This is a genomic window from Massilia aurea, from assembly GCF_014200505.1.
GTDB classification, from domain to species: Bacteria; Pseudomonadota; Gammaproteobacteria; order Burkholderiales; family Burkholderiaceae_D; genus Telluria; species Telluria aurea_B.
This window is the reverse complement of record NZ_JACHBX010000003.1, coordinates 640,901-667,512: the sequence shown is the minus strand read 5'-3', so window position 1 is coordinate 667,512 and position 26,612 is coordinate 640,901. Positions and strand designations below refer to the sequence as shown.

At 60.2% G+C, this 26,612-nt stretch carries 23 protein-coding genes and 1 tRNA gene; 11 read left to right on the top strand and 13 right to left on the bottom strand.

What is annotated here, in order from left to right; all coding sequences use genetic code 11:
• Positions 1 to 24: 24 nt before the first annotated feature.
• Together HD842_RS16815 and folD are read right to left on the bottom strand one after the other, a co-directional pair.
• Complete coding sequence (locus HD842_RS16815) at positions 25 to 2,100, bottom strand: M3 family metallopeptidase (RefSeq protein WP_183555863.1); 2,076 nt, start codon at positions 2,098 to 2,100, stop codon at positions 25 to 27.
• A gap of 20 nt (positions 2,101 to 2,120) precedes the next feature.
• Positions 2,121 to 2,981, bottom strand: coding sequence for a bifunctional methylenetetrahydrofolate dehydrogenase/methenyltetrahydrofolate cyclohydrolase FolD (gene folD, locus HD842_RS16810; protein ID WP_183555862.1), 861 nt, complete (start codon positions 2,979 to 2,981; stop codon positions 2,121 to 2,123).
• Between the two features lie 339 nt (positions 2,982 to 3,320).
• Between folD and aceE the strand changes: the two genes are divergently transcribed.
• The 4 genes from aceE to HD842_RS16790 all read left to right on the top strand — a co-directional run bounded on the left by aceE (position 3,321) and on the right by HD842_RS16790 (position 10,227).
• Entirely contained in the window at positions 3,321 to 6,017 is a 2,697-nt protein-coding gene (gene aceE / locus HD842_RS16805) for a pyruvate dehydrogenase (acetyl-transferring), homodimeric type (RefSeq protein ID WP_183555861.1), read from the top strand.
• 153 nt (positions 6,018 to 6,170) lie between these two features.
• Positions 6,171 to 7,856, top strand: coding sequence for a dihydrolipoyllysine-residue acetyltransferase (gene aceF, locus HD842_RS16800; RefSeq protein ID WP_183555860.1), 1,686 nt, complete (start codon positions 6,171 to 6,173; stop codon positions 7,854 to 7,856).
• A 13-nt stretch (positions 7,857 to 7,869) separates the two neighbouring features.
• On the top strand, positions 7,870 to 9,744 hold the full coding sequence (lpdA, locus tag HD842_RS16795) for a dihydrolipoyl dehydrogenase (RefSeq protein WP_183555859.1): 1,875 nt from the start codon (positions 7,870 to 7,872) through the stop codon (positions 9,742 to 9,744).
• A gap of 159 nt (positions 9,745 to 9,903) precedes the next feature.
• Positions 9,904 to 10,227 carry a hypothetical protein gene (locus HD842_RS16790; protein WP_183555858.1) on the top strand — a complete coding sequence of 108 codons (324 nt, stop codon included), beginning with the start codon at positions 9,904 to 9,906 and terminating at the stop codon, positions 10,225 to 10,227.
• A gap of 68 nt (positions 10,228 to 10,295) precedes the next feature.
• Here the strand turns inward: HD842_RS16790 and HD842_RS16785 are convergent, their stop codons facing one another.
• Positions 10,296 to 10,481, bottom strand: a complete 186-nt coding sequence (locus tag HD842_RS16785; RefSeq protein ID WP_183555857.1) for a hypothetical protein — start codon at positions 10,479 to 10,481, stop codon at positions 10,296 to 10,298.
• Positions 10,482 to 10,616: 135 nt separating this feature from the next.
• Positions 10,617 to 11,264: a TetR/AcrR family transcriptional regulator gene (locus HD842_RS16780; protein ID WP_183555856.1), complete on the bottom strand. Its 648-nt coding sequence runs from the start codon at positions 11,262 to 11,264 to the stop codon at positions 10,617 to 10,619.
• 114 nt (positions 11,265 to 11,378) lie between these two features.
• Between HD842_RS16780 and HD842_RS16775 the strand changes: the two genes are divergently transcribed.
• From HD842_RS16775 to HD842_RS16745, 7 genes are all read left to right on the top strand, one after another.
• Positions 11,379 to 12,518 (top strand): HlyD family secretion protein, encoded by a 1,140-nt coding sequence (locus tag HD842_RS16775; protein ID WP_183555855.1) that lies wholly within the window; start codon positions 11,379 to 11,381, stop codon positions 12,516 to 12,518.
• A gap of 7 nt (positions 12,519 to 12,525) precedes the next feature.
• The gene (locus tag HD842_RS16770) at positions 12,526 to 14,142 is read left to right on the top strand and encodes a DHA2 family efflux MFS transporter permease subunit (RefSeq protein ID WP_183555854.1); all 1,617 of its coding nucleotides are present in this window, start codon (positions 12,526 to 12,528) and stop codon (positions 14,140 to 14,142) included.
• A gap of 27 nt (positions 14,143 to 14,169) precedes the next feature.
• A complete protein-coding gene (locus HD842_RS16765) occupies positions 14,170 to 15,612 on the top strand; it encodes an efflux transporter outer membrane subunit (RefSeq protein ID WP_183555853.1) in 1,443 nt (480 codons plus the stop codon).
• A 174-nt stretch (positions 15,613 to 15,786) separates the two neighbouring features.
• Positions 15,787 to 17,421, top strand: a complete 1,635-nt coding sequence (locus HD842_RS24390) for a methyl-accepting chemotaxis protein (RefSeq protein ID WP_183555852.1) — start codon at positions 15,787 to 15,789, stop codon at positions 17,419 to 17,421.
• A gap of 88 nt (positions 17,422 to 17,509) precedes the next feature.
• The gene (locus tag HD842_RS16755) at positions 17,510 to 17,917 is read left to right on the top strand and encodes a cell envelope biogenesis protein TolA (protein ID WP_183555851.1); all 408 of its coding nucleotides are present in this window, start codon (positions 17,510 to 17,512) and stop codon (positions 17,915 to 17,917) included.
• 192 nt (positions 17,918 to 18,109) lie between these two features.
• Positions 18,110 to 18,949, top strand: coding sequence for an HDOD domain-containing protein (locus HD842_RS16750; RefSeq protein ID WP_183555850.1), 840 nt, complete (start codon positions 18,110 to 18,112; stop codon positions 18,947 to 18,949).
• Between the two features lie 111 nt (positions 18,950 to 19,060).
• The gene (locus tag HD842_RS16745; RefSeq protein WP_183555849.1) at positions 19,061 to 19,972 is read left to right on the top strand and encodes a choice-of-anchor A family protein; all 912 of its coding nucleotides are present in this window, start codon (positions 19,061 to 19,063) and stop codon (positions 19,970 to 19,972) included.
• A 13-nt stretch (positions 19,973 to 19,985) separates the two neighbouring features.
• Here the strand turns inward: HD842_RS16745 and HD842_RS16740 are convergent, their stop codons facing one another.
• The 9 genes from HD842_RS16740 to HD842_RS16700 form a co-directional block, all read right to left on the bottom strand.
• On the bottom strand, positions 19,986 to 21,206 hold the full coding sequence (locus HD842_RS16740) for an MFS transporter (protein WP_183555848.1): 1,221 nt from the start codon (positions 21,204 to 21,206) through the stop codon (positions 19,986 to 19,988).
• A gap of 142 nt (positions 21,207 to 21,348) precedes the next feature.
• Positions 21,349 to 21,957 (bottom strand): IMPACT family protein, encoded by a 609-nt coding sequence (locus tag HD842_RS16735; protein WP_183555847.1) that lies wholly within the window; start codon positions 21,955 to 21,957, stop codon positions 21,349 to 21,351.
• A gap of 69 nt (positions 21,958 to 22,026) precedes the next feature.
• Positions 22,027 to 22,102: transfer RNA gene (locus HD842_RS16730), tRNA-Lys, on the bottom strand.
• 51 nt (positions 22,103 to 22,153) lie between these two features.
• Complete coding sequence (locus HD842_RS16725; protein ID WP_370660847.1) at positions 22,154 to 22,714, bottom strand: hypothetical protein; 561 nt, start codon at positions 22,712 to 22,714, stop codon at positions 22,154 to 22,156.
• A gap of 401 nt (positions 22,715 to 23,115) precedes the next feature.
• The gene (locus tag HD842_RS16720) at positions 23,116 to 23,361 is read right to left on the bottom strand and encodes an Imm74 family immunity protein (protein WP_183555845.1); all 246 of its coding nucleotides are present in this window, start codon (positions 23,359 to 23,361) and stop codon (positions 23,116 to 23,118) included.
• Between the two features lie 149 nt (positions 23,362 to 23,510).
• Positions 23,511 to 23,948 carry a hypothetical protein gene (locus tag HD842_RS16715; RefSeq protein WP_183555844.1) on the bottom strand — a complete coding sequence of 146 codons (438 nt, stop codon included), beginning with the start codon at positions 23,946 to 23,948 and terminating at the stop codon, positions 23,511 to 23,513.
• Between the two features lie 505 nt (positions 23,949 to 24,453).
• Positions 24,454 to 24,927, bottom strand: coding sequence for a hypothetical protein (locus HD842_RS16710; RefSeq protein WP_183555843.1), 474 nt, complete (start codon positions 24,925 to 24,927; stop codon positions 24,454 to 24,456).
• Positions 24,928 to 25,336: 409 nt separating this feature from the next.
• Positions 25,337 to 25,618 carry a hypothetical protein gene (locus HD842_RS16705; protein WP_183555842.1) on the bottom strand — a complete coding sequence of 94 codons (282 nt, stop codon included), beginning with the start codon at positions 25,616 to 25,618 and terminating at the stop codon, positions 25,337 to 25,339.
• 703 nt (positions 25,619 to 26,321) lie between these two features.
• Complete coding sequence (locus tag HD842_RS16700; protein ID WP_183555841.1) at positions 26,322 to 26,600, bottom strand: PAAR domain-containing protein; 279 nt, start codon at positions 26,598 to 26,600, stop codon at positions 26,322 to 26,324.
• Positions 26,601 to 26,612 lie beyond the last annotated feature (12 nt).

Sequence of the window (26,612 nt, the reverse complement as noted above, 5' to 3'; positions counted from 1 at the left end):
TCCCGACAGGGTCAATCCAATTGGTCAGGCATTCATGCCGCTATGACGCAGCAAGGCATCGATCGACGGTTCGCGACCGCGGAATGCCTTGAATGAATCGAGCGCTGGGCGCGAACCGCCCACCGCCAGAATCTCGCGCTGGAAGCGCCGGCCCGTTTCAAACAGGTCGGCGCCGCCATCGACGACGGCTTCTTCGAATGCGGCATAGGCGTCGGCCGACAGCACCTCGGCCCACTTGTAGCTGTAATAGCCGGCCGCGTAGCCGCCCGCGAAAATGTGGCTGAACGAATGCAGGAAGCGGTTGAACGACGGCGGCGTGATGACCGCGAAGTTGCGGCGCACGTCATCGATCAGTGCCTGGACTTGCCCATTGTGCGCATCGAAGTCGTAGTGCAGGTGCATGTCGATCAGCGAGAACTCGACCTGGCGCAGCGTTTGCATCCCGGATTGGAAGTTCTTCGCGGCCGTCATCTTGTCGAACAGCGCGCGTGGCAGCGGCTCGCCGGTTTTCACGTGCGCCGTCATCTGCTGCAGCTTGTCCCACTCCCAGCAGAAGTTTTCCATGAACTGCGATGGCAGTTCCACCGCATCCCATTCGACGCCCGAGATGCCCGAGACCGACAGCTCTTCGACTTCAGTCAGCATGTGGTGCAGGCCATGGCCGAATTCGTGGAACAGCGTCGTCACTTCGTCGTGCGTGAACAGCGATGGCTGCAGCACGCCGTCTTTCATCGCCGGTGGCGTGAAATTGCAGACCAGGTAGGCCACTGGCGTCTGCACGGTGCCGCCGTGCAGCAGGCGGCGCCCGCGCGCATCGTTCATCCACGCGCCTTGCGCCTTGCCGGCGCGCGCGTACAGGTCGAGGTAGAACTGGCCGACCAGCTGGCCGTCACGCTCGATGCGGAAGAAGCGCACGTCCGGGTGCCAGGTCGGTGCGTCGTCCGGGCGCACGGTCACGCCGAACAGCTCCTGGATCACGCCAAACAAACCGGCGACCACTTTCGGCTCGGGGAAGTATTCCTTCACTTCCTGGGCCGAGAACGCGTAACGCTGCTCGCGCAGCTTTTCGGACGCGAAAGCCACGTCCCACGATTGCAGGTCGTCGATTGCCAGTTCGTCGCGGGCAAACGCGCGCAGCTCGGCCAGGTCTTTCTCGGCATACGGGCGGGCGCGGCGCGCCAGGTCTTCGAGGAATTCGATCACGTGCTGCGGGCTTTGCGCCATCTTGGCCACCAGCGAGATATCGGCGAAGCTGCCGTAGTCGAGCATCTTCGCTTCTTCATTGCGCAGTTGCAGCAACTTGACGATATTCGACGAGTTGTCCCACTTCGCGACATCGGTAAACATGATGCCGGCGTCGGACGCCTTGGTCGCGGTGGCGCGATAGATCGTTTCGCGCAGCGCACGGTTGGTAGAAAATTGCAGGATCGGGAAATACGACGGGAAGTGCAGCGTGAACAGCCAGCCGGTCTTGCCATCGCGTTCGGCGGCGGCTTTTGCGGCAGCCTTCACGTCGTCCGGCAGGCCTGCCAGTTCGGCTTCGTTGTCGACCACGAGCTTGTAGTCGTTGGTGGCATCGAGCACGTTTTCAGAGAAACGCGTCGACAGTTGCGACTGCTGTTCCTGAATTTCGGCGAAGCGCTCTTTTTTATCGGCGGCCAGCTCCGCGCCGCCCAGGCGGAAGTCGCGCAGCGCGTTTTCGACGATGCGCTTGCGGGTGTCGCTCAGCGCCTCGAAGCCGGCGCTCTCGCGCAGCTGCTTGTATTTGGTGAACAGCGCCTCGTTCTGGCTCAGCGCGGTCGAGAACTCGACGACCTTCGGCTGGTTCTCGTTGTAGGTCGCGCGCAGCTCAGGCGTGTCGACCACGTGGTTCAGGTGGCCGACCACGCCCCAGGCGCGGCCCAGGCGCTCGCCGACGTCGTCGAGCGGGGCCAGCGTGGCCCAGGTAACCTCATCCAGCGGCGCCTCGAGCTGCGCCACGACGGCGTTCGCCTCGGCGATCAGACTGTCGATGGCGGACGTGACGTGTTCGGGCTTGATCGCGTCAAAGCGCGGCAAGTCGGAAAAGTCGAGGAGGGGATTGCTCGTTTCGTTCGTCATCAATAGTCCTTCCAGATTCGTTAGCGTTGGTTCTTCAGTTCGCGTTCCGCCGATTCCACCGTGTTTTGCAGCAGCATCGTGATCGTCATGGGCCCCACGCCGCCCGGCACCGGGGTGATGTGGCCAGCCACTTCACGCACGCCGGCAAAATCGACGTCGCCGCACAGCTTGCCCGCGTCGTCGCGGTTCATGCCCACGTCGATCACGATTGCGCCCGGCTTGACCATATCGGCGGTCAGGGTATTGCGGCGGCCGACGGCGGCCACCACGACATCGGCCTGGCGGGTGTGATAGCCCAGATCCGCGGTCGCGCTATGGCATATGGTCACGGTGGCATTGGCTTGCAAGAGCAGCATGGCCATTGGTTTGCCGACGGTGTTGCTGCGGCCAATGACGACAGCGTGTTTGCCGCGCAGGTCGACGCCCGTGGTTTCGATCAGCTTCATGCAGCCGTACGGGGTGCAGGGGCGGAAACCTTCCAGGCCCGTCATCAGTTCGCCGGCCGACAGCACCGAGTAGCCATCGACATCCTTGGCCGTCGAAATCGCTTCGATGACTTTGTTGGGGTCGATGTGCTTCGGCAGCGGCATTTGCACGAGGATGCCGTGGATGGCCGGGTCGGTGTTCAATGCTGCAATGCGATCAAGGAGGGCAGCTTCACTCAGGTCGGCGTCGTATTTTTCGAGCACCGAGTGGAAACCCACGTCGCCGCAGGCCTTGACCTTGTTGCGCACATAGACCTGGCTGGCGGGATCTTCCCCGACCAGGATCACGGCCAGGCCGGGCTGCTTGCCGGCTGCGGTGAGCTTGGCGGTGCGCGCGGCGATGTCGGTGCGCAGTTGTTGTGAGAGAAGGATTCCGTCGATGTGTTGGGCTGGCATGGTGGGAGGCTCGTCCTGGGCAAAAACAGAATTATACGGCCCGCGCCCGCCTTGCCGTTCGCTGTCGCCCGCTCCAAATGGCCGAAATACCCCTTTTTTGCCGTGTTTCAGGCGCTTCGGTATACGATGATTGGTGGCAGGAAGTTCAACATTTCCCTATACAAATTGTGCAGTCGCAGCATAGGTTTTCACATTATGAAATCGAATATCATAGTTTGAAAATGGGGAAGTCCACTGTTAGAATCTGATGGTTTAGCTAAAAGATAGTTCGAATTTCATCAACCGCCGCCAGCCTGCGCAGGGATCGGATGGGGCGTACCACACTAGGAGACGCATGACATGGCAGCTCAACTCGACCAGTTGACCTCGCAAACCGCCAACGATCCGGACGCAATCGAGACCAAGGAATGGCTCGATGCGCTGGAGGCGGTGATCGAACATGAAGGAACGGAACGCGCCCATTACCTGATGGAGCGCCTGGTGGACCTGGCACGCCGTCGCGGCGCGCACGTCCCGTTCTCGAGCAACACCGCGTACGTCAACACGATTCCCGCGCACCTGAACCAGAACTCGCCCGGCAACCTCGAATACGAAGAGCGCCTGCGCTCGTGGATGCGCTGGAACGCGATGGCGATGGTGGTCAAGGCCAACCGCGCCGACGGCGACCTCGGTGGCCACATCTCGTCGTTCGCTTCGCTGGCCAATATGCTGGGCACGGGCTTCAACCACTTCTGGCACGCCCCGACCGAAGACCACGGCGGCGACCTGCTGTACATCCAGGGCCATTCGTCGCCTGGTATCTACGCCCGCGCGTTCCTCGAAGGCCGCCTGACCGAAGAGCAGCTGCTGAACTTCCGCCGCGAAGTCGACGGCAAGGGCCTGTCGTCGTACCCGCACCCGAAGCTGATGCCGGACTTCTGGCAGTTCCCGACCGTGTCGATGGGCCTGGGCCCGCTGATGGCGATCTACCAGGCACGCTTCCTGAAATACCTGCACGCACGCGGCATTGCCAAGACCGACAACCGCAAGGTCTGGGTCTTCTGCGGCGACGGCGAGATGGACGAGCCGGAATCGATGGGCGCGATCGGCATGGCCGCACGCGAGCAGCTGGACAACCTGGTCATGGTCGTCAACTGCAACCTGCAGCGCCTGGACGGTCCGGTGCGCGGTAACGGCAAGATCATCCAGGAACTCGAAGCCGACTTCCGCGGCGCCGGCTGGAACGTCGTCAAGGTCATCTGGGGCTCGCAGTGGGATCCGCTGCTCGCTCAGGACAAGGACGGCATCCTGCAGCGCGTGATGATGGAATCGGTCGACGGCGAATACCAGAACTACAAGGCCAAGGACGGCGCCTACGTGCGCAAGCACTTCTTCGGCAAGGATCCGGCGCTGCTCGAGATGGTCTCGAAGATGAGCGACGACGACATCTGGCGTCTGACCCGCGGTGGCCACGATCCGCACAAGATCTACGCCGCGTTCAAGAACGCGCAAGAGAACAAGGGCACCCCAACGGTCCTTCTGGTGAAGACCGTCAAGGGCTTCGGCATGGGCAAGTCGGGCGAGGCGCGCAACACCGCGCACCAGACCAAGAAGCTCGATGACCAGGCGATCCGCGACATGCGCGACCGCTTCAACATCGCGATCCCTGACGACCAGCTGGCCGATATCCCGTTCTTCAAGCCGGCCGACGATGCGCCTGAAATGGTGTACCTGCACGAGCGCCGCAAAGCGCTGGGCGGCTACCTGCCACAGCGCCGTGAAAAGTCGGACGAAAAGCTGACGGTGCCGGCACTGGCGTCGTTCAAGGGCGTGCTCGAGCCAACCCCGGAAGGCCGCGAGATTTCGTCGACCCAGGCGTATGTGCGCGTGATCACGAGCCTGTTGAAGGACGAAAGCATCGGCCAGCGCATCGTGCCGATCCTGGTCGACGAATCGCGTACCTTCGGCATGGAAGGCCTGTTCCGCCAGATCGGTATCTTCAACCAGCAGGGCCAGTTGTACGAGCCGGTCGACCGCGACCAGGTGATGTACTACCGCGAAGACAAGGCAGGCCAGATCCTGCAAGAGGGTATCAACGAAGCGGGCGGCATGAGCTCGTGGATCGCTGCAGCGACGTCGTACTCGTCGAACAACCGCACGATGATCCCGTTCTACACGTTCTACTCGATGTTCGGCATGCAGCGCGTGGGCGACCTGGTCTGGCTGGCGGGCGACATCCGTGCGCGCGGCTTCCTGATGGGTGGCACCGCCGGCCGTACGACGCTCAATGGCGAAGGCCTGCAGCACGAAGACGGCCATAGTCACATCATTGCCGCGACCGTGCCCAACTGCCTGCCGTACGATCCGACCTTCGGTCACGAAGTCGCGGTCATCATCCAGGACGGCCTGCGCCGCATGGTGGAAGAACAGGAAGACGTGTTCTACTACATCACCATCATGAACGAGAACTACCCGCAGCCGGGCCTGAAGCCTGGCCAGGAAGAGGGCATTCTCAAGGGCCTGTACCTGCTGCAGGAAGGCGGCAAGGACAACGCCCAGCGCGTCCAGCTGATCGGTTGCGGCACCATCCTGCGCGAGTCGATGTTTGCGGCCGAACTGCTCAAGAACGACTGGAACGTCGATGCGGACGTGTGGTCGGCGCCGTCGCTGACGCTGCTGGCACGTGACGGCAACGATTGCGAACGCTGGAACATGGTCAACCCGGAACTGCCGCAGCGCGTGCCGTACGTGACCGAGAAGCTGGGCGCCACCAGCGGCCCGATCGTCGCCACGACCGACTACATGCGCATGTTCGCCGAGCAGATCCGCGGCTTCATGCCGAAGGACCGCACCTACAAAGTGCTGGGCACGGACGGCTTCGGCCGCTCGGATTCGCGCGTCAAGCTGCGCGAGTTCTTCGAAGTGAACCGCTACTACATCACGGTGGCTTCGCTGCGCGCACTGGCCGACGAAGGCAAGATCGACCGCGCCATCGTGTCGCAGGCGATCGCCAAGTACGGCATCGACCAGAACAAGCCGAATCCGGTGACCCAGTAATGCTCATGAACCGTCGTTCCCGCGCAGGCGGGAACCCAAGTCCTTCGCGCAGCCGATTCGTTCGTGCGCGCCAGGGTGCAGGCAAACTTGGGTTCCAGCCTTCGCTGGAACGACGGCTCGGACGCTAACTCAAAAAATAACGGAGCTAACACTATGAGCATTGTGGAAGTCAAAGTCCCTGATATCGGCGACTTCAAGGAAGTGGAAGTGATCGAGCTGATGGTCAAGCCGGGCGACACCATCAAGGTGGACCAGTCGCTGGTGACCGTCGAGTCGGACAAGGCCAGCATGGAGATCCCGTCGAGCCACGCCGGCGTGGTCAAGGAAATCAAGATCAACGTCGGCGACAAGGTTGCCGAAGGCTCGCTCGTGCTGCTGCTCGAAGAAGCGGGCGGCGCGGCTGACGCACCGGCTGCTGCACCTGCTGCCGACGCTGCACCTGCTGCACCTGCTGCGGCTGCACCTGCTGCTGCACCTGCTGCCTCTGCGCCTGCTGCCGCCGAAGCGCCAGCCGCTGCACCCGCTGCATCCGGCGGCCTGGTCGACGTGACCGTGCCGGACATCGGCGATTTCAAGGAAGTCGAAGTCATCGAACTGATGGTCAAGGTGGGCGACACGATCAAGGTCGACCAGTCGCTGCTGACCGTCGAATCGGACAAGGCCAGCATGGAAATCCCATCGAGCCATGCCGGCGTGGTCAAGGAAATCAAGGTCAAGGTTGGCGACAAGGTCGCCAAGGATTCGCTCGTGCTGGTCGTGGAAGCGACTGGCGGCGCACCTGCTGCCGCACCTGCAGCCGCGCCAGCCGCTGCTGCACCGGCACCTGCTGCTGCAGCACCTGCACCAGCCGCTGCGCCTGCGCCAGCCGCCGCACCAGCGCCAGCACCAGCCGCACCAGGCGTGACCGGTTCGAAAGCGCACGCTTCGCCATCGATCCGCAAGTTCGCGCGCGAACTGGGCGTGGATCTGGGCCGTGTGCCGGGAAGCGGTCCGAAAGGCCGCATTACCCAGCAGGACGTGCAGAACTTCGTCAAGGGCGTGATGGCAGCGCCGCCTGCTGCAGCACCGGCAAAAGCCGGTGGCAGTGGCGTCGGTCTGGACCTGCTGGCCTGGCCATCGCTGGACTTCTCGAAATTCGGTCCGACCGAAACGGTGCCGCTGTCGCGCATCAAGAAGATCTCGGGTCCGAACCTGCATCGCAACTGGGTCATGATCCCGCACGTGACGCACTTCGACGAAGCCGACGTGACCGACTTGGAGCAGTTCCGCGTTGACACCAACGCGTCGCTGGCCAAGCAGAAGTCGGCGGTCAAGCTGACCATGCTGGCCTTCGTCATCAAGGCGAGCGTCGCCGCGCTGAAGAAGTTCCCGCAATTTAATGCGTCGCTGTCGGGCGATGGCGCAGCGTTGATCACGAAGCAGTACTACAACATCGGCTTCGCGGCCGACACGCCGAACGGCCTCGTGGTCCCTGTCGTGAAAGATGCGGACAAGAAGACCATTTCGCAGATCGCCACTGAAATGGGCGAGCTGTCGGCGCAGGCGCGCGACGGCAAGCTGCCGCCAACCGCGATGCAGGGCGCAACGTTCACCATCTCGTCGCTGGGCGGCATTGGTGGCACCGCGTTCACACCGATCATCAACGCACCTGAACTGGCGATTCTGGGCCTGTCCAAGTCGGCAATGAAGCCGGTGTGGGATGGTTCGACCTTCCAGCCGCGCCTGATGCTGCCGATGTCGCTGTCGTATGATCACCGCGTGATCGACGGCGCCGGCGCCGCGCGCTTCTCCGCCTACCTGGGCGAAGTGCTGGCGGACCTGCGCAAGACCCTTCTGTGATTGGAGCGCACTGATGAGCACTGTTGAAGTGAAAGTCCCGAATATCGGTGACTTCAAGGACGTCGAAGTCATCGAGTTGATGGTCAAGGCCGGCGACACGATCAAGGTCGACCAGTCCCTGGTCACCGTGGAATCGGACAAGGCCAGCATGGAAATCCCGTCGACGCACGCGGGCGTGGTGCAGTCGATCACGGTCAAGGTCGGCGACAAGATCAACGAAGGCACGCTGCTGCTGACGGTGGAAGAGGGCGCCGCTGCCCCGGCCGCCGACGCCAAGCCGGCAGAAGCCAAGCTAGCCGAGTCCAAGCCAGCCGACGCCAAGCCAGCCGCGCAGATCGGCGCGCAAGCGGTCGCACCAACGGCGGCCACGGGCCCAACGGATTCGTACGCACCGGCCCATCCGGCGCCAGCGGCCCAGTTGGGCGCAGCGCCGGCGCCGGCCGCATCGAGCTACAGCGGCCAGGTCGACATCGAGTGCGACATGATGGTGCTGGGCGCCGGTCCCGGCGGCTACTCCGCTGCATTCCGCGCGGCCGACCTGGGCATGAACACCGTGCTGGTCGAGAAATACGCAACGCTGGGCGGCGTGTGCCTGAACGTGGGCTGCATCCCGTCGAAGGCGCTGCTGCACGTGGCCTCCGTCATGGATGAAACGGCGCACATGGCCGATCTGGGCGTGGCGTTTGCCAAGCCAGAAGTCGACATCGACAAGCTGCGCGGCTACAAGGATGGCGTGATCAAGAAGATGACCGGCGGCCTGGCCTTCATGGCCAAGGCGCGCAAGGTCAACACGGTGCAGGGCGTGGGCGCATTCCTGAGCCCGAACCACATCGAAGTCACGGCAGCCGATGGCGGCAAGAAGGTCATCAGTTTCAAGAAGGCCGTGATTGCGGCCGGTTCGTCGGTGGTCAAGCTGCCGTTCGTGCCGGAAGACCCGCGCATCGTCGATTCGACGGGCGCGCTGGAACTGCGCCAGGTGCCGAAGAAGATGCTCGTCATCGGTGGCGGCATCATTGGCCTGGAAATGGCGACCGTGTATTCGACGCTCGGTGCGCGCATCGACGTGGTCGAGATGATGGACGGCCTGATGCAGGGCGCGGACCGCGAGGCCGTCAAGGTCTGGCAGAAGTACAACGCGCACCGCTTCGACAACATCATGCTCAAGACGAAAACCGTTGGCGTGGAAGCGCTGCCGGAAGGGATCAAGGTCACGTTCGAAGCCGCCGAAGCAGGTGCTACCGCGCCGGAACCGCAACTGTACGATCTGGTCCTGGTAGCCGTGGGCCGCAGCCCGAACGGCAAGAAGGTCGCAGCCGACAAGGCCGGCGTGACAGTGAGCGAGCGCGGCTTCATCGCCGTGGACAGCCAGATGCGCACCAACGTACCGCACATCTTCGCCATCGGCGACCTTGTGGGCCAGCCGATGCTGGCGCACAAGGCGGTGCACGAAGCGCACGTGGCGGCCGAGGCGGCCTTCGAGAAGAAGACGCATTTCGACGCCAAGGTCATTCCATCGGTGGCCTACACCGATCCGGAAGTGGCATGGGTCGGCCTGACCGAAGACGAAGCCAAGCAGCAAGGCATCAAGGTCGAGAAGGGTCACTTCCCGTGGAACGCGAGCGGGCGCGCCGTGGCCAATGGCCGCGACGAGGGCTTCACCAAGCTGCTGTTCGACGCTGAAACCCACCGCATCATCGGCGGCACGATCGTCGGCACGCACGCCGGCGACATGATCGGCGAGATCGCGCTGGCGATCGAGATGGGCGCCGACGGCGTGGATATCGGCAAGACGATTCACCCGCACCCGACGCTGGGCGAGTCGATCGGCATGGCAGCCGAGGCGTACGAAGGTGTCTGCACCGATTTGCCGCCACCGCGCAAGCGCTGATCGGCAACGTGGCAAGCGAGACCGGGACCTTCATGGTCCCGGTTTTTTTATGCCAGTACGCAGCGTGCGTGCCGCTTGCAGCACGCCGCCAAAGGTCTAAGATGAAGTGATACGGCGGCAGCAGCGTTGCCGCCTTTCTCGCACAGCCCCGGAGGGCATATGGACGAGTACAGTAACGACTACATCGGCACCATCTACGTGCTGCCACAATCGCACGCATTCGAACTCCACACCACGATCCATGGAACAGCCACCGTCATCACCGGCACCGTGGCCCAGCCATTGGCGCAGCAACTGGCCGATGCCATACCGGGCGGTGGCGGCGTCGTCGATCCATGCCAGCTTGCCCTGCGGCCGCGCCGCGTCGAAGTGGTCACGCGAGAACTCCACGAACGTCACCGGGCGCCGCGCAAGATGCACTTTTTAACCCGCGTCCACGAGGTCGAAGAGAAGGCACGGCCAGTCCCGCTGTCGGCCGTTTGACGGCGTTGCACAAAAAAAATGCCGCCCGGTGTGTACCGGACGGCATGCATGGAGACGCGTCGCAGGCTTCAGGCGAAGCTGACGAAGCGCTCCGGAATATCGATTGCGCCGTTCTTGGCGGCTGCTGCGTAGGTACGCATGTCAGCGATGACTGCTTCCAGCTGGTCATCGCCCGGATTTTCGATAAAACTCTTCATACGCTCCTGCAGGGCAGCTGCCTGATCACGCCATTCATATCTGGACGACTTGCTCATACTTTCTCCTCGCGGTCACACCGCTCTTATTTGCATTCACGACACCCGTTGTGAACATTTACATAATGACATAGTTTAGTGGTAATAGTCGGTACGATGGCACACTGAACTTTCCACCAAGCTACATGCATAAACTCAGCCGGGTTTGAGCACGCTGCTATAGAACAGTTCCATGCGCGCCGCCAGCTGGCGCTGTGCTTCCTCGCCCGACGGTTCGGCATCCGGAAACAGAAAGCGCCCGACCGGATCACCGTTGATGCAGCCGATCAGATGCGTCAGCATGACCGACGGCGGCACGTCGTCGCGCAGTTGCAGCCGGATATCGGCGCGTGCGAAAAAGCGCGCCAGCATGTCGCGCGTCATGCGCGGGCCGCCTTCGTAAAATGCTTCGGCCAGTTCCGGATTCGTGCTCGCCTCCGCGATCACCACCCGCTGCAGGGCGATGGCATCGGGCTCGACCAGCAGCGCGTAGAAATCGCGCGCAAATTCATCGAGGATCGTGCGCAGCGGACGCGTGTCGAGCTCCATATTGCGCTCTGCAAACAGGCGCTCGCGTCGCGAGGCCAGCACAGCCTTGAGCAGGCCGGCCTTGCCGCCGAACTTGACGTAGATGGTGCGCACGGCCACGCGCGCTTCACGCGCGATCGATTCCAGGCTGGTGCGGGTATAGCCGTTCTTCAGGAACAGTCGGCCAGCGGCCTCGATCAGTTCCTGGTTGCGCGTCTCGACGTCGGCTGCCTTGGGCCGACCGGCAGATTTTATACATGTCAATGCTGTGTTCATACGTTGGACTCTAGAGCAAAATAAAATGAAATGCAACCGTTTCATTTCTTGACTTCGTTGTATTGATGGCGAATAATGCGACGAATCCATTTCATTTCATTTCGGAGCAGCACCATGGCAGAGAACGACATCAAGGCAGGGCAGGCGAGCGCAGCACAACCTCGGGCGGACGCTCCCGCCGCCAAGAAGCCGCCCAACAAGCGCGTTCTGGTTGTGGTTGGCGTGATTGCCCTGCTGGCCATCGGCGCCGGTGGACGCATGTGGTACCGCAGCTCCCATTTCGTGGAAACCGAAAACGCCTACGTCACCGGGCGCATGCACCAGGTCTCGTCGCGCGTGGCGGGTGTGGTGACAAAAGTGCTGGTGGAAGACAACCAGATGGTCAAGGCAGGCGACGTGCTGGCGCTGCTCGATCCGGCTGACCAGTCCGTGCGCGTCGAGCAGATCCAGGCGCAGATCGCCAGCATGGAGCAGCAGGTCAAGCAGTCCGACGCCCAGTTGCTGCAGGTGCGCGCCCAGGCCGGCGCCGCTGGCGCCCAGGTGCGCCAGGCCGAAGCCCAGTTGCTGCGCGCCCGCCAGGATGCCGAGCGTTTCGGCCAGCTGTACAACGATACGATGAAAGCCGTGTCGAAATCCGAAGTCGATGCATCGAGCGCAGCGCGTGCCGGCGCCGTGGCCGACGTGGCCGCGCGCCGCGACAACGCCGCTGCTGCGCAGGCCCAGATCGGCGCCGCCGAAGCGGGTCGCGATGTGCTCAAGGCCGAAATCAAGGTGCTGCAGGCGCAGCTGAAAGACGCGCGCCAGCAGCTGGCCTACAACAGCATCGTGGCGCCGGTGGCAGGCCGCATCGGCCGCCGCAGCGTCGAAGTCGGCGCACGCGTGCAGCCGGGGCAGGCGATGCTGGCCGTGGTCGAAGACAACGTCTGGGTCGTCGCCAACTTCAAGGAAACGCAGCTGGGCGGCCTTGCGCCGGGCCAGGCCGTGAGCCTGGAAGTCGATGCGCTGCCCGACCATCACCTGGTGGGCCGCGTGGACAGCTTCTCACCGGCGTCGGGCAACCAGTTCGCGCTGCTGCCGGCCGATAACGCGACCGGTAACTTCACCAAGATCGTCCAGCGCGTGCCGGTCAAGATCACGCTCGATCCGCAAGACGTCAAGAAGTACGCGGGCCGCCTGGTGCCGGGCATGTCGGTGGTGGCCGAGGTCAGGCTCAACCAGGACGTGAAACCGACGCAGACCGCAGCCGCGCGCTAAGCACATCATGACCAGCTTGAGCAAATCAGCCCCGTCGGGCGCGATGGGCAGCGGCATGCCGGGCGCACCCGCGAATGGCGCCGCGGTGGACCTGCGCACCTGGGTCGCGATCGCCGCCGGCATGCTGGGCGCCTTCATGGCGGTGCTCGACATCCAGATCACCAATTCGTCGCTGCGCGACATCCTCGGCACGCTGTCGGCCACGCAGGAAGAAGGCTCGTGGATCTCCACCGCCTACCTGTGCGCCGAGATCGTCGTGATCCCGATGACGGCGCTGTTTACGCGCGCGTTTGGCATGCGCAACTACATGATGGGCACGACCGCGCTGTTCCTCGTGTTCTCGACGCTGTGCGGCGCGGCCTGGAGCTTGCAGAGCATGATCGTATTTCGCATGCTGCAGGGCTTTACCGGCGGCGCCCTGATCCCGATGGCGATGATGCTCGTGATGACGCGTCTGCCGCCCTCCAAGCGCGCCACCGGCATGGCCATCTTCGGCCTGACCGCAACGCTCGCGCCGGCGATGGGCCCGACGCTGGGCGGCTACTTGACCGAGCTGTATGGCTGGCCGTCGGTCTTCTACATCAACTGGGTGCCGGGCGTGCTGCTCATCGCCGGCATGATGTGGGGCATGGATGCCGAGAAGTCCAACATCCGCACGCTGATCAAGGCCGACTGGCTCGGCATCGCGCTGATGGCCATGGGCCTGGCCTGCCTGACGATCTTCCTGGAAGAAGGCAACTCGAAGGACTGGTTCGATTCGAGCTTCATCGTGACCTTCGCCGCGCTGTCGCTGACGGGCATCCTGGGCTGGATCGCGCTGAGTTTTACGCGCCCCGATCCGTTCGTGAACCTGGCGCTGTACGGCCAGCGTAACTTCCTGGTGGCGACGACGCTGTCGGCAGTCATCGGCATGGGCCTGTATGGTTCGGCCTACCTGTTGCCGCTGTACCTGGGCCAGATCGCCGGCTACACGCCGATGCAGATCGGCGAAGTGATCGCCTGGGTCGGCCTGCCGCAACTGCTGGTGATGCCGTTCGCGGCCAAGCTGTCCTCGAAAGTGGACAACCGCATCCTGTGCAGCTTTGGCCTGTTCATGTTTGGCATCTCGTGCATCATGAATTCGTATATGGATGCGACCACCGGCTACGACCAGCTGATGTGGACGCAGGTCGTGCGCGCCATCGGCCAGCCGTTCGTGATGCTGACGCTGTCGAACTTCGCCATGTCCGGCCTGCCGCCGCGCGAAATGGGCTCGGCCTCGAGCCTGTTCAACATGACGCGCAATCTCGGTGGCTCGGTCGGTATCGCGCTGCTGGCCACCACGCTGACCAACCGCGAACACTTTCACTCGGCGCGCCTGGGCGAGGCTGTCTCGACCTATGCGCCGGCCACGCAGGAGCGGCTCGACATGCTGACCCAGGCCTTTATCGCCAAGGGCATCGACCCGGCGGCCGCGGCCAACCAGGCGCTGGGCGTGGTAGACCGCATCGTGCGGCGTGAATCGTATGTGATGGCCTACAACGACGGCTTCTGGATCATCGGCATCATCCTGATCGGCTGCATCGCGGCGATCTGGATGGCCGACAAGGTCAAGTCGCCCGGCGGTGGCGGCGGTGGCCACTGAACCCGCATTCAATTGAAAAGACAAACCATGTTCAAGCCTGTACTTAACGGCGTCCTTGCGATCGCCATCAGCACCCTGTTCGCCGGCTGCACCACGCTGGGCCCGGATTTCAAGGCGCCGCCGGCGCCCGCCGATACGGCATTCCGCCACGTCGACGCCAGCACGAACGGCGCGCGCCTGCCGGCCACCTGGTGGCAGGTGTTTGGCGACGCGACGCTCGATACGCTGGAGACGCGCGCCTTGCGCGACAACCCGGGCGTCGAAGCCGCAGCACAGCGCCTGCTGCAGGCGCAGGCGCAACTGGGCGTCGTGCGCGCCGGGCAGCTGCCGTCGGTGTCGGTGGGCGCGGGCGTGTCCAATGCGCGTACGTCGAGCGAGACGTCGCAGGGCCTGGCCCTCGGTGGTCGCTCGATCGAAGGCAACAACTACAGCGTGGCCGCGTCGTTCTCGTATGAGCTCGACCTGTGGGGCCGCGTGCGCCGCATCGTTGAAGCGAGCGACGCGCAGGCACTGGCCGCGCAGATCGACCGCGATGGCGTGCTCTTGATGCTCTCCGGTCAGGTGGCGTCGAACTACTGGCAGTTGCGCGGGCTGGATGCCGAGATGGCGATCCTGCGCGACGCGCTGGCCACGCGGCGCGAGTCGCAGGACCTGATCGAAGCGCGCTTCAATGCCGGGCTGTCGAACGAGCTCGATGTGTCGCGCACCCGCATCGAGCGCGCCAACGCCGAAGCCGACCTGCACGAAGTCCAGCGCCAGCGCAATCTGGTCGAACACGCGCTGGCCACGCTCGTGGGCGCCTCGCCTACAGCACCGCTGCTGCCCGAGACGGCGGCGGGCACATTGCCGCAGCCACCATCGATCCCGGTGGGCCTGCCGGCCAGCCTCGTGGGCCAGCGCCCTGATCTTGCGGCCAGCGTGGCCCAGCTGAAAGCGGCCAATGCGCAGATCGGCGTGGCCGAGGGCGCGTTCTACCCGGCGCTGTCGCTGACGGGTAATTTTGGCTATGCGTCGCAAAGCCTAAACGATTTGACGAGCGGCGGTGCGCGCCAGTTCTCGGCCGGGCCGCTGGCCCTGTCGCTGCCGATCTTCGATGGTGGCCGCAACCGCGCCAACCTGGCGCTGGCGCAGGCGCGCTACGACGAGGCGCGCGCGAACCACGACACGCGCCTGCTGACGGCGCTGCGCGAAGTGGAAGATGCGCTGTCGGACGTCGAGCAGCGCTCGAAGCAGGGCGATGTGCAGGCCCAGTCGCAGCAGGCAGCGGCGCGCGCGCTGCTGGTGGCGCAGGCGCGCTACGACCGTGGCGTGTCGACCTATCTGGACGTGACCGATGCCCAGCGCAGCACGCTGGCCGCCGACCGCGCCGCGGCGCAGATTCGCACCCAGCGCCTGCTGGCGACGGTGGCGGTGGCGCGTGCCCTGGGCGGTGGCTGGGAGCAGGGCGCAGCACTGGCCACCGTACGCTGAGACGTGTCGACCCGTGGTTGTCACGACCGACCACGGGCAAGTGTTGCGTAATGGTGCGCACGAGGTGCACACGATTCAGATTTGATTCCAATGGGCAATATCGGGTGATATATTTGCGCTCGCTGAAAGAAAACAGACAGTTTTCTTTGCGACCCACTGATCTCGACCCCTCCCATGAAAAACAAGAACCTCACGATCGGCGCCCGGCTGGCTTTCGGCTATGGCGTCGTCTTTTTGCTGATGATTGTCCTGGTTGCGCTGGGCGCGAGCCGCGTGGGGCGCATCGAAAATGTCCTGAATTACATCAATGACGTGAACAGCGTCAAACAGCGCTACGCGATCAATTTCCGCGGCAGCGTGCACGACCGCGCGATCGCCTTGCGTGACGTGGTGCTGGCAGCCGACCCGGCCGGCGCCGCGACCCCCATCGCGCTGATCAAGACGCTGGATGACAACTATGCGCGCTCGGCCGGCCCGCTGGACGCCCTGTTCGCCGAGCGCACTGACATGCTCCCCGAAGAGAAGGACGCGCTGGCTGCCATCAAGGCGCAGGAAAATCTCACCAAGCCGCTGATCGAACGCGTGGTCGCGCTGCACGCCGCCGGCCAGGGCGCCGAGGCCGCCGCGCTGCTGTCGCAATCGGCCGCACCGGCCTTTACCGGTTGGCTCGCCAGCATCAACCGTCTGATTGACCTGGAAGAAAAACTGAATAACGAAGCGGCCGCCGATGCCCGCGCGATGGCCAAGGGCTTCGTCGGCTGGATGGCGCTGCTATGCCTGGGCGCGATTGCCGCCGGTTCGCTGGCGGCCTGGTACACGGCCCGTGGCCTGCTGCGCCAACTGGGTGGCCAGCCGGATTACGCCGCGTCGATCGCCTCGGCCATTGCCGGTGGCGACCTGGGTGTGGCGATCGTCACCCGTCCGGGCGACAACACGAGCCTGCTGTTTGCGATGCAGGGCATGCGCGACAGCCTGGTGCGCATCGTCTCGCAGGTGCGCAACGGCACGCTGGCAATCAGCGCCGTCTCTACCGAAATCGCCGACGGCAACCGCGACCTGTCCAGCCGTACCGAACGCCAGACCGGCACGCTGCACGCCACCGCCACGTCGGTCACCCAACTGACTGGCATCGTGCGCCAGAACGCCGAGAATGCACGTCAGGCCAACAGCCTGGCCGAGTCGGCATCGGCGGTGGCGCTGCGCGGCGGCGAGGTTGTCGCGCAAGTGGTCGACACGATGGCGTCGATCAACGAATCGTCGAAAAAGATCGTGGACATCATCGGCGTCATCGATGGCATCGCGTTCCAGACGAATATCCTGGCGCTCAATGCCGCCGTCGAAGCGGCGCGTGCGGGCGAGCAGGGCCGTGGCTTTGCCGTGGTTGCCACCGAGGTGCGCAATCTGGCGCAGCGCTCGGCCGCAGCAGCGAAGGAAATCAAGGTGCTGATCGGTAGCTCGGTCGAGCGTGTGGACGCGGGCGCTGTGCTGGTCGACCGCGCCGGCGAGACCATGGGCGAAATCGTCACGGGCGTCAAACGCGTGACCGATATCATGGCCGAGATCAGCCACGCGACAGTCGAGCAGAACGCTGGCATCGAGCAGGTCAATGGCGCGATCGCGCAGATCGACGAAGCCACGCGCCAGAACGCGGCGCTGGTGCAGCAGGCCAGTGGTTCGGCCGCCACGCTGGAAGATGAATCGCAGCGCCTGGCGCAGCTGGTCAGCATCTTCCGGCTGAACGCCGATGCGCCTGCCGGTGCACATGCCGCACCGAAGGCATCAGGCTATCAACCGCATTTGCTTAATTGATTTTTTCACAAGTGTACGGTGTCGCACAGAGCGGTTGTTGGGGATGGCGTTTAATGGCTACACCAACAACCTAATAAGGGACTTCACCATGAAATCGTTCATCGCTACCTTGATCACCGCCGCTGCCTTCGCCGCCGTTGGTATCGCACCTGCAGCCGCCCAGACCGTCAACAAGGCTGCGCACAAAACGGCCATGGACAAGGCCAAGGCCGACTACAAAGTCGCCAAAGACAAGTGCGACGCCATGAGCGGCAACGCAGAAGACATCTGCGAAGATGAAGCCAAGCTGATGCGCGCCAAGGCCGAGCACGATGCAGTGGTGAAGTTCGACAACACCGGCAACAACGTGATGAAAGCACGCGGTAACGTCATCGAAGCCGAGTACGACCTGGCTGACGAAAAATGCGACGCCCTGAAAGGCGATGCAGAAGACAAGTGCGAAATGCAAGCCAAGTCGACCCGCGACGCAGCACGCGACGCCAACAAGGCCAAGTAATTCCTGACCCGCGCCTGGCCGCACCTCACTGCGGCTGGCACCTGGTATGAAGGCGTCGTCCCCGGACTGGTTCCGCGGACGACGTTTTTGTATCCGGCGTACGTGTGGTCTTGACGCCACAGTTGGCACGTACGGGGCGTGAGGTGCACAGACACGCCCGGCGGGGCAGATGGCGGGCGCTATAATCGCCCGGTGAATAAACTCGAAGCCTTTGGATATATCGCTGCGCAAGCTGTCCGCGGCGAAATCACGTTCCCCACCAGCGTCAATGCCGTGCTGCGTCTGCAGCAGGCGCTCGACAATCCCGATTGCCATATCGATGAGGCCATCAGGCTGGTGCTGGCCGAACCACAGCTGGCTGCGCGCACGGTTGCGCTGGCCAACACCGCCGCATTTGGCGGCGGCGGCTCGGTGCCCGTGACCAATGTCCGCACCGCCGTGACGCGCATTGGCTACCGCCGCCTGCAGGCGCTGGTTGCGAGCCTGGTAGTGCGCCAGTTCGGCAACCGCATCAACGATCCCCAGCTACGCGCCAAAGCCGAACAGTTGTGGGAGCACACGACTCACATGGCTGCGATCGCCTATTCGCTGGCGCGGCGCGTGACGGGCGTCAATCCTGACACCGCATTGTTTGCCGGCATCGTGCACGAAGTAGGCGCGTTCTATCTGCTGGCGCGGGCTGATGAATTTCCTGGCCTCCTCGACGACGATGCCGACAACTGGGGCGCGCTGTGCGAGGACGTGGTCAGCGCCGAGGTCATGAAGAAGCTGTCGATTCCGCCGGCCGTCTCCGACGCCATCGCCGACATGCGCGGCGGCTGGCTCAATATGCCACCCGCCACCTTGCTCGATACGCTCCTGATGGCCAATCAATATGCACCGGTGCCATCGCCGCTCGATAGCCGGCGTGAGCCACTGCCGCCGCATGGTGAAAACGCGATCGACTTCGTGTTCGATGAAGCCACGCTGGCCGAGATCCTGGAAGAGGCGGCCGAGACTGCTCACGCTATGGGTGGCATCACGTTGGTGTGATCCAATTTTCCGTGTAAATACGATATTGGAAATGATACTATTGATCATTACCAATTTCTAAATGGAACTATTGTGATCAAGCTTGGCGTATGTCTGACGGCATTACTGGCAATGACCGGTGCACACGCTGGTGTGCTCGATATCGGTTCGGTGATGGGCGGCGCGAATGTCTTCACCGCGGGCAGTTTTACGGCCAACTCAAGCGACGTCGAAGGCGCTATCGTTTCGGGTGGCAATGTCTCGATCGCCAGTTACGCGGTCAACCAGAACGGCAAGGCTGCGTATGGCGGCTACGCGGTGGCCGCGGGCGGCAATCTGTTCCTGCAAAATGGCGCAATCAGCAACGGCAAGACCTATGCCGGTGGCACGACCACCCTGAATAATGCCGCGCAGACGCCCGCTACCAACATCAGCCCCGTCGACTTTGCTGCCGCAGCCCAGCAGTTCAAGGACATCGCCAGCGGCCTGAGCATGGTTGCATCCACTGGCACGGTCACGCGCGAGTACAGTGCCAACAAGGTCACTGGCAGCGGCAAGGGCGGCGTTGACGTGTTCAATGTGAATGCCGACTTTTTCAACGGCGGCAACAACTGGATGCTGACCGGCCTGAGTGCAGGGCAGACGCTGATTTTCAATATCGGTGGCAAGCAAGGTGGCTTCAATGGTGGCAATATCGGCTTTGACCCATTGAGCGGCTACAACGTGCTGTTCAACTTCTATGAAGCCGAATCGGTCAACGTCCGGGGCATCATCGGCAGCGTGCTGGCGCCGTATGCCACCGTCGAAAACGGCTGGGGCGTGATCAATGGCCAGGTCATTGCCGATACGTGGAACTCGAGCGTCCAGGTGAACTCGAACCACTACTTCAAGTCGGTCGAGGTCGCGGGTTTCGAGCTCGTCAAGAACGTGCCGCCGGCCGAGGTGTCCGAGCCAGGCACGCTGGCGTTGATGCTGGCCGGCGCGGTTGGTGTCGCCGGCGTTGCCGCCTCGCGCAGGCGCCGCCTGCGCGCAGCCTGCGCCTGAATCGACCTGGCCGTTACACCGGCGGCGAGGTTGCCGGCTGCGCCTCGGCCAGCATGCGCTCGACCGTCCGGGCCAATTCGCGTGCCTTCCAGCGGCGACGTGTCAGCATCAACGCCGTCAGGACCACACCGCACAGCGCCATCGCCGCCGCGACCCACTGCGGCGCGGTGTAGGCAAAGCCCAGCGTCAGCGGAATCCCGCCCAGTAAGGCGCCCAGCGCATTGCCGACGTTGAAACCGGCCTGGCCCAGCGACGAGCCCAGCATCTCCGCTTCGCGCGAATGTTCGATCAGGAGCACCTGGACCGGCGGACCAATGGCCAGCGCATTGGCGCCAGTCAGGAACGCCAGCACCACCATCGCAATCTTCGACTCGGCCATCAGGCCATTGCACAGTAGCAGTACGACCATCGAGACCATCAGGATCAGCAGGGCCGGCAGCGGATGGAACTTGTCGGCCAGATAGCCGCCAAACTGCACGCCGACCGTCATGCCCACGCCGACCGCCGTCATGATCAGCGGCAGCGCGCCCGTGCTGAAGCCCGTGACATCGGTCAGCAGCGGCGCGATATAGCTGAACCACGCGAAGAAGCCGCCGGTACCGATCGACACGATGCCCAGGGCCAGCCACAGATCGAGGTGCCGGAAGATGCGCAGGTCTTGCATCAGGCCCGTACGTTTGCTTGGCTCGATCGGCGGCACCCACTGATACAGGCTCCACATGGTGAGTAGGCCAATGACCGCGACGATCAGGAACACCATGCGCCAGTCGAATGCATGGCCGATCCAGGTGCCGAGCGGCACGCCCAGCACGTTGGCCAGCGTCAACCCGGTAAACATCATGGCCATCGCCGCCGCCGTCTTGCCTGGCTCGGCCAGGCGGCTGGCGACGACCGCGCCCACGCCAAAGAAGGCGCCATGCGGCAAGCCGGCCAGGAAGCGCGACGCCATCATCGTCTCGAAGTTCGGCGCGAACGCCGACATCGCATTGAACACGGCAAACATCAGCATGAACCAAATGAGCACGGTGCGCGGCGGACGGCCGGCGACAATCGTGACGAGGGTCGGCGCGCCGACCACGACACCGAGTGCGTAGGCGGTGATGAGATAGCCGGCTTGCGGAATCGTGATCTGCAGACCACGGGCAATATCGGGCAGGATGCCCATCATGACGAATTCGGTCATGCCAATGCCGAAGCCGCCAAGGGCGAGGGGAAGTAGGCTTTTCTTGATCACAGGGGAGGTGGTTGTACTGCGGTGGAAAATGATCCCTGCCGACGGAGGAATTTGCGGCTGGGTCTACCACTATACCGGCTGCATGGCCAAACGTCCGCTCACGAGTCGTGATGACAGGTATAGGGCGCCCGAATGGGGCGCCTCATGCGGGCAGCGATTCGTCGTCGTCCGGCGGCCACACGATGCGGCCATGGCCCACGTCGCCCAGTCGCGCGCGGATATCGGCGGCGTCACTTGCCGGCAGGCTGAACGTGAACTGCACGTCGTCGCCATGCGCTACATCATCGAGCGTGGCGCCGGCCGCATCGAGCTCGCGCCGCAGCATCCCTTCCATCGCATACGGCGCGCTGCAGCGCAGCTGGCGCAGCTTGATGATCGGGATCTTCGGCGCGCCCAACAGCGCCTGCGCGACGCTGTCGGTATAGGCCCGCACGAGGCCGCCTGCACCGAGCTTGACGCCGCCAAAGTAGCGCACCACCGTGGCCAGCACACCATCGAGATCCTGGTGCCGCAGCACATCGAACATCGGCCGCCCGGCCGTGCCACTCGGCTCGCCATCATCGACCGCCGCCGACTGGCCGCCGGCCAGCAACGCCCAGCACACATGCGCCGCGCCAGGATGCTGCGCGCGCAGCGCCGCCACGACCTGTTGCGCACCAGCACGGTCAGCCATCGGCTGCACGCACGCGATGAAGCGGCTTTTCTTGATAATCAGTTCGTGGTGGACGGCGCTGGCGATGGTCTGGGGCATGGGGCGCGCAGTAAAAGGACAACGAAAACGACAACGCCAACCCGAAGGTTGGCGTTGTCGTTGAATCTTTGGTAGGCCGTGCGGGATTCGAACCTGCGACCAACGGATTAAAAGTCCGCTGCTCTACCAGCTGAGCTAACGACCCGAAGAAGACGAGATTATAGCGGCACTTGGCAGATTTACCAAGTGCTTCCGCTCATTCTTTCTTTTTGTCTACGTCAGCGTGGTAGTCCTCGCCCTGTTCTTCGGCGTGTTGCTCACCTTCTTCGGATACATCTTCGCCTTCGATGACCTTGTCTTCAGCCTGCACATCGTGCATGGCGTGCGGTTCGAGTTCCTCGGCGCTGACGTTCATCCGGACGAACATGCCCCAGGTGGCGAGCAGGGCGGCGGCGGCAATACCGATCGACGCAGCGTGCGGCAAGTATTCCGGGCTGCCGTGGACAAACTGGAACACACCGATCAGGCACTCGACCGACAGGGACACGACGACCACGATCAGGAAGCGCGACAGGAAGCGACGAACGCGGGTAGGCGAGCTGATGTTGGCTTCGCGCTGGATTTCTTCTTCCAGCACGGTCTGACCAAGGCCGAGAGCGGCAACGGCGATGGTCAGCATGCCGATGCATTCAAGAATGAGGTCGAAACGTTCGCGAGCAACGGTATCGGCGGAAGGGCTGAGGGCAGACCAGATTTCGACGCCAGCCAGCACGACGAGGCCGATGCCGCAGGCGAAGAACAGGATGACGATGAACACGTAACCGAGTTCGAAGAGTTTTGTTATGGCTTTCACGGGGGAGCGGTGGTTGTAAAGATGCGAGACTTTAGCAGTAAAGGCTGAGTTGGCGATGTTCAGGAGGTGGTGGGTGTGGACGTTGTGCGACAGCGAGAGGCGGAGCTGCTTGGGGAGTAGGTGACACCTGTTTTATTCGCTACTGAGACGCGCGTGGTTGCATACGGTTAATAACTAATTCTAGAGAAGTCTTCATGGCGAAAATCTAGACGAGACGTGTGTAAAAAAATACCTAGCCCTGAGTAGCGGTCTTCTATAGAGGGGTTCATGTGTAGTCGAGTCTGTACGGGTAGGCATGAACTTAACCTGTAGAATTTTTTTGATTTAGACTGGCAGTGGACGATTCCGGTCGAGGATGAAACTTACTACTCAATTTCCAGAAGCATCTTTCTGCGTGAGAATTCCTCTTTAAGAAATTGAAATAGCTGCTTTTTCTCAATGAGAGTCAAATTTTCTTTGTCGTCTGGTGTATCCCACTTTTCAATGCTGTTCTGATAAAGCACGAAGTCGGGAGATCCATATCCCCTTAAAAAAGCTTCGCCATATATAGTGATGCTCTTTCCTCCAATCTTCACTCGAAGATGCCCATGTGTGATTTCTACTAACTCCACGTCGCCTACCTCTTGAAAATCGCTCTCGTTGCCTCAGTCTTAGGATCAATTCAAATAGCCATTCGACGACTTCGCTTGAAGATTGTGAAAATTAATTATAAATATTTTTTAACATTTTCAGTAATAGCTTTGCATGAGTTTCTAGGATCCTAAATCCGCTCATAAAATTTAATTTCCAAGCTTAGATCGCCTTGTTTCGCATCATAGAAAAACGTGACGTGCCCCCAGTCACAAGAATCAAGCGAGGCAGAACTTGGATGGTTACTTATGAACTTTACGCCCAAAAAACTTTCGCATTTTTTCACTATTTTTGATTCGAGAATGCTGTAATTGAAAAACTCAATCAAATCGAATAAGAACGTGAAAACAATTGAACAGTCTTCTTCAATATCGATCACGCCATCCGCAGAATTTCCACAAATATTGAATTTTTGTAAGAATTTATAACGTACCCTAAACTTGTCTTGGTGAATTTTAGTTGAACAAAGATTTTCAATGGTATTAGGGAAAAATTTTCCCCCAAATATTATAGGTCGGGAGTCAATAAAAATTCCGCAATCTTTCAAATGCAAACTGACAAAAAGCATAATTATTCCTTGAATAATATTTACCATATAGCAGCGAGAAACGATTTATTCGGATTAAAAGACACCCACTTAATATTTTTGCACATGCGCTTGGATGTAAAGCGCTGATCGCTGTCGATGCCGAATACATGGTGCCACGATAATCGAAACGCGGTTCGATTCCTTGCGCGCGGCATAGTAGCTAATTATTTAAGTCAACGTCGACATGTTGCGTAGGTGCGAAATATTGGGGTTGTTGACTATTTATTCCGCCAATAGTTTATAAACAGATAAATATTTAATCGTCAAATATATAGTGACCAGATTTTTAGAAGCTGCATCAACTGCGCTGTATCCATCAATGTTTCATCTTCGCAGTAGTTTGTTTCATTCCATTTCGATTCTGTTCTGATATAGCACACCGTAAGCATTATTTTCGCTGGCAATCGAGAGTGCCATCCCAGATGACTGGAGATTTTCCGTCAATGGTATTGAGTATGTGATTGCATGGCCTAACGTATTCCAACTAATATCTTCGATACTCATTCCAATCAGAAATGTCAACATTGCCATTATTTTCAAAGCTGTCACATCCAATTAATATTGAGTTATTGCAAGGGTCCATTATTTCTGCCATGTATCCGCCTGGCGTCATCGCTAAAAGATTAAAAACTACCCCTTGCTGACGGAGCGATATGCAATATTCTGGGAAATTACTTTCGATATTGAACTGAAACAGAGAGTTCTTGGCTATATCGATCGTAATTTCTGAATACTGCAATTGGCCACGAATATTCTCTATGTTGTTCACGAGAAATTCACTACCGTAGATGGTAAAGCTGAGAACATCACCATAAAAGGTCTTCATCTCCTTCATCATTCCTTTGCGCACTGGAATAAATATCACAACTAACTTATCACTTTTTATATCGGGCCTTTGCTTCTGGTTAGATACTATATTTTTTCGAGCGCACAGCGGGTTTGGTTGGCTAGGGAACATCCTCCGCCTCAATTAGTGTGTATATTAATTCTAATCAGTCTGCAATCGCAATTTGTAAAACTCGGAGCAAATTTTCGTTTCTAGCTCCAGCCCTTCCAGCATCAACATCAATAGAAACATTTCCGCAGATGCAGTATTCATTGTTCGAAGGGTTTGATCTTAGAATGCTCCAGCAATTCACGCATTGGTAGAACGTCCGGTCCGAAACTGGTAACGCCGTTCCGGCGAAGTAATTCAGGTCTATGATTGTCAAATTTTTCTTTTTCACAGTAGCATCTTATCCAGACATTTTACTGCACTATGCTTTAGGTTTTTCTATCATGCCCGTTGAACGGTTAGTCTTGAGGAAACAAATTATTCTACAGTCTGGGTTCATCATCAGGATATTCTCCTAAGAAGTTGCAACTTTTTATTTATTCGATAAGATTGCCTCAATTTGCATAATCTCATAATCTATAAGTCTATCGCAAACTAGCTCCAGCCCATATTCAAAATCCAGTTTTGCATAGATTTCCCCATCACTTAGTTTGATTTTACCGATCTCTGCTTCTGGCATCGCGACCCATTCGACATTGGATTTTAATTTTGATGCAAGTTCTTTCATTAGTGATCTAAAATCATTTAAATCAATGTTTTCGTTAACCAGAAATTGCGATATTCCTGAGTTTTTAGTGGTTTTTATATATTTCATATGTTCGTCTCAATGACAGCCAAATTTTCTGGATCGATGCCAAGACTTGGTCGCAGTCCGCATCCAACGGCATGGTTGGACTGTTCAATTGCCGTATCAGCGAGCTGGCACAACAAATCAGATTCGCCAGAATAGATGACCTTTAACAGACTCTGCTTAGCTACCTCAAAATTTATAACCACCACATTTCACGGTGCGCCCTGGCCGAGAACGCCAATTCACTTACTCAAAGACTTGCAACACTCCAAGCCCGAATTTTTCGTAAAGGGCGTTTTTGAACAGGAGATACTTGATAGCTAGCAATGATTGCCTAGTACATATTGTGTCTGACCACGCTGCGTTTACAGCATGGCACCTATCTAATCCCTTGCTCTTTAATAATTTTTTATTCCTCTTTAGATATGAAGTAGGTTACCGAACCGGGAACACGATTCGCGGTACCAAGCCCTCTTTTTCCTGGTCAGAGTTTCCCCATGAACATCACACTGAAAATTTCATTGAGCCATTTTTGTTTTCTTCATTTTTTCAGATATGGTGATGGTAAATTCACGCACGTTTTTCCCACTTTTTAAAAAATGGTAATAGGCAGTTTTTAATGCTCTCATCGCGTTCCCATCTATAAAAATAACAGAAGGAGAAGGTTAGTTTCAAAAGTGGGGGGGGGGCTGACATCGACTGCAATTTGGCAGTAAGGTCTTAGTCCTCAGCCAACAGTCGCCGGCAAACTGCCGATCAATTTGCACCCGCATTGTGTTGTGCAACCCTCAACGGCAACAGGCACGCCGTTAACGGTGAAAGAATTATAGGCGCTAGTAATCTTGTTCACCCCATGTGGTTTTCCTCCAGGATAGGACTGGGGGCAGTTGACCTGATCGCCGAGTCGTGCGATCGCACGGCCGCGGATATCGTGTGTGGGCGAACCACTGATGACAGCGCCACCGTGGTCTGTCTTGTCGCCGACTGTGATGATCTTTAAGGGCATGACCAGCTCCTA

What these genes read in the sequence shown, in the direction of transcription:
- HD842_RS16815 (WP_183555863.1), bottom strand. Translation starts at nt 2,100, where the DNA reads ATGACGAACGAAACGAGCAATCCCCTCCTCGACTTTTCCGACTTGCCG.
- folD (WP_183555862.1), bottom strand. Translation starts at nt 2,981, where the DNA reads ATGCCAGCCCAACACATCGACGGAATCCTTCTCTCACAACAACTGCGC.
- aceE (WP_183555861.1), top strand. Translation starts at nt 3,321, where the DNA reads ATGGCAGCTCAACTCGACCAGTTGACCTCGCAAACCGCCAACGATCCG.
- aceF (WP_183555860.1), top strand. Translation starts at nt 6,171, where the DNA reads ATGAGCATTGTGGAAGTCAAAGTCCCTGATATCGGCGACTTCAAGGAA.
- lpdA (WP_183555859.1), top strand. Translation starts at nt 7,870, where the DNA reads ATGAGCACTGTTGAAGTGAAAGTCCCGAATATCGGTGACTTCAAGGAC.
- HD842_RS16790 (WP_183555858.1), top strand. Translation starts at nt 9,904, where the DNA reads ATGGACGAGTACAGTAACGACTACATCGGCACCATCTACGTGCTGCCA.
- HD842_RS16785 (WP_183555857.1), bottom strand. Translation starts at nt 10,481, where the DNA reads ATGAGCAAGTCGTCCAGATATGAATGGCGTGATCAGGCAGCTGCCCTG.
- HD842_RS16780 (WP_183555856.1), bottom strand. Translation starts at nt 11,264, where the DNA reads ATGAACACAGCATTGACATGTATAAAATCTGCCGGTCGGCCCAAGGCA.
- HD842_RS16775 (WP_183555855.1), top strand. Translation starts at nt 11,379, where the DNA reads ATGGCAGAGAACGACATCAAGGCAGGGCAGGCGAGCGCAGCACAACCT.
- HD842_RS16770 (WP_183555854.1), top strand. Translation starts at nt 12,526, where the DNA reads ATGACCAGCTTGAGCAAATCAGCCCCGTCGGGCGCGATGGGCAGCGGC.
- HD842_RS16765 (WP_183555853.1), top strand. Translation starts at nt 14,170, where the DNA reads ATGTTCAAGCCTGTACTTAACGGCGTCCTTGCGATCGCCATCAGCACC.
- HD842_RS24390 (WP_183555852.1), top strand. Translation starts at nt 15,787, where the DNA reads ATGAAAAACAAGAACCTCACGATCGGCGCCCGGCTGGCTTTCGGCTAT.
- HD842_RS16755 (WP_183555851.1), top strand. Translation starts at nt 17,510, where the DNA reads ATGAAATCGTTCATCGCTACCTTGATCACCGCCGCTGCCTTCGCCGCC.
- HD842_RS16745 (WP_183555849.1), top strand. Translation starts at nt 19,061, where the DNA reads ATGACCGGTGCACACGCTGGTGTGCTCGATATCGGTTCGGTGATGGGC.
- HD842_RS16735 (WP_183555847.1), bottom strand. Translation starts at nt 21,957, where the DNA reads ATGCCCCAGACCATCGCCAGCGCCGTCCACCACGAACTGATTATCAAG.
- HD842_RS16715 (WP_183555844.1), bottom strand. Translation starts at nt 23,948, where the DNA reads ATGCTTTTTGTCAGTTTGCATTTGAAAGATTGCGGAATTTTTATTGAC.
- HD842_RS16710 (WP_183555843.1), bottom strand. Translation starts at nt 24,927, where the DNA reads ATGTTCCCTAGCCAACCAAACCCGCTGTGCGCTCGAAAAAATATAGTA.
- HD842_RS16705 (WP_183555842.1), bottom strand. Translation starts at nt 25,618, where the DNA reads ATGAAATATATAAAAACCACTAAAAACTCAGGAATATCGCAATTTCTG.
- HD842_RS16700 (WP_183555841.1), bottom strand. Translation starts at nt 26,600, where the DNA reads ATGCCCTTAAAGATCATCACAGTCGGCGACAAGACAGACCACGGTGGC.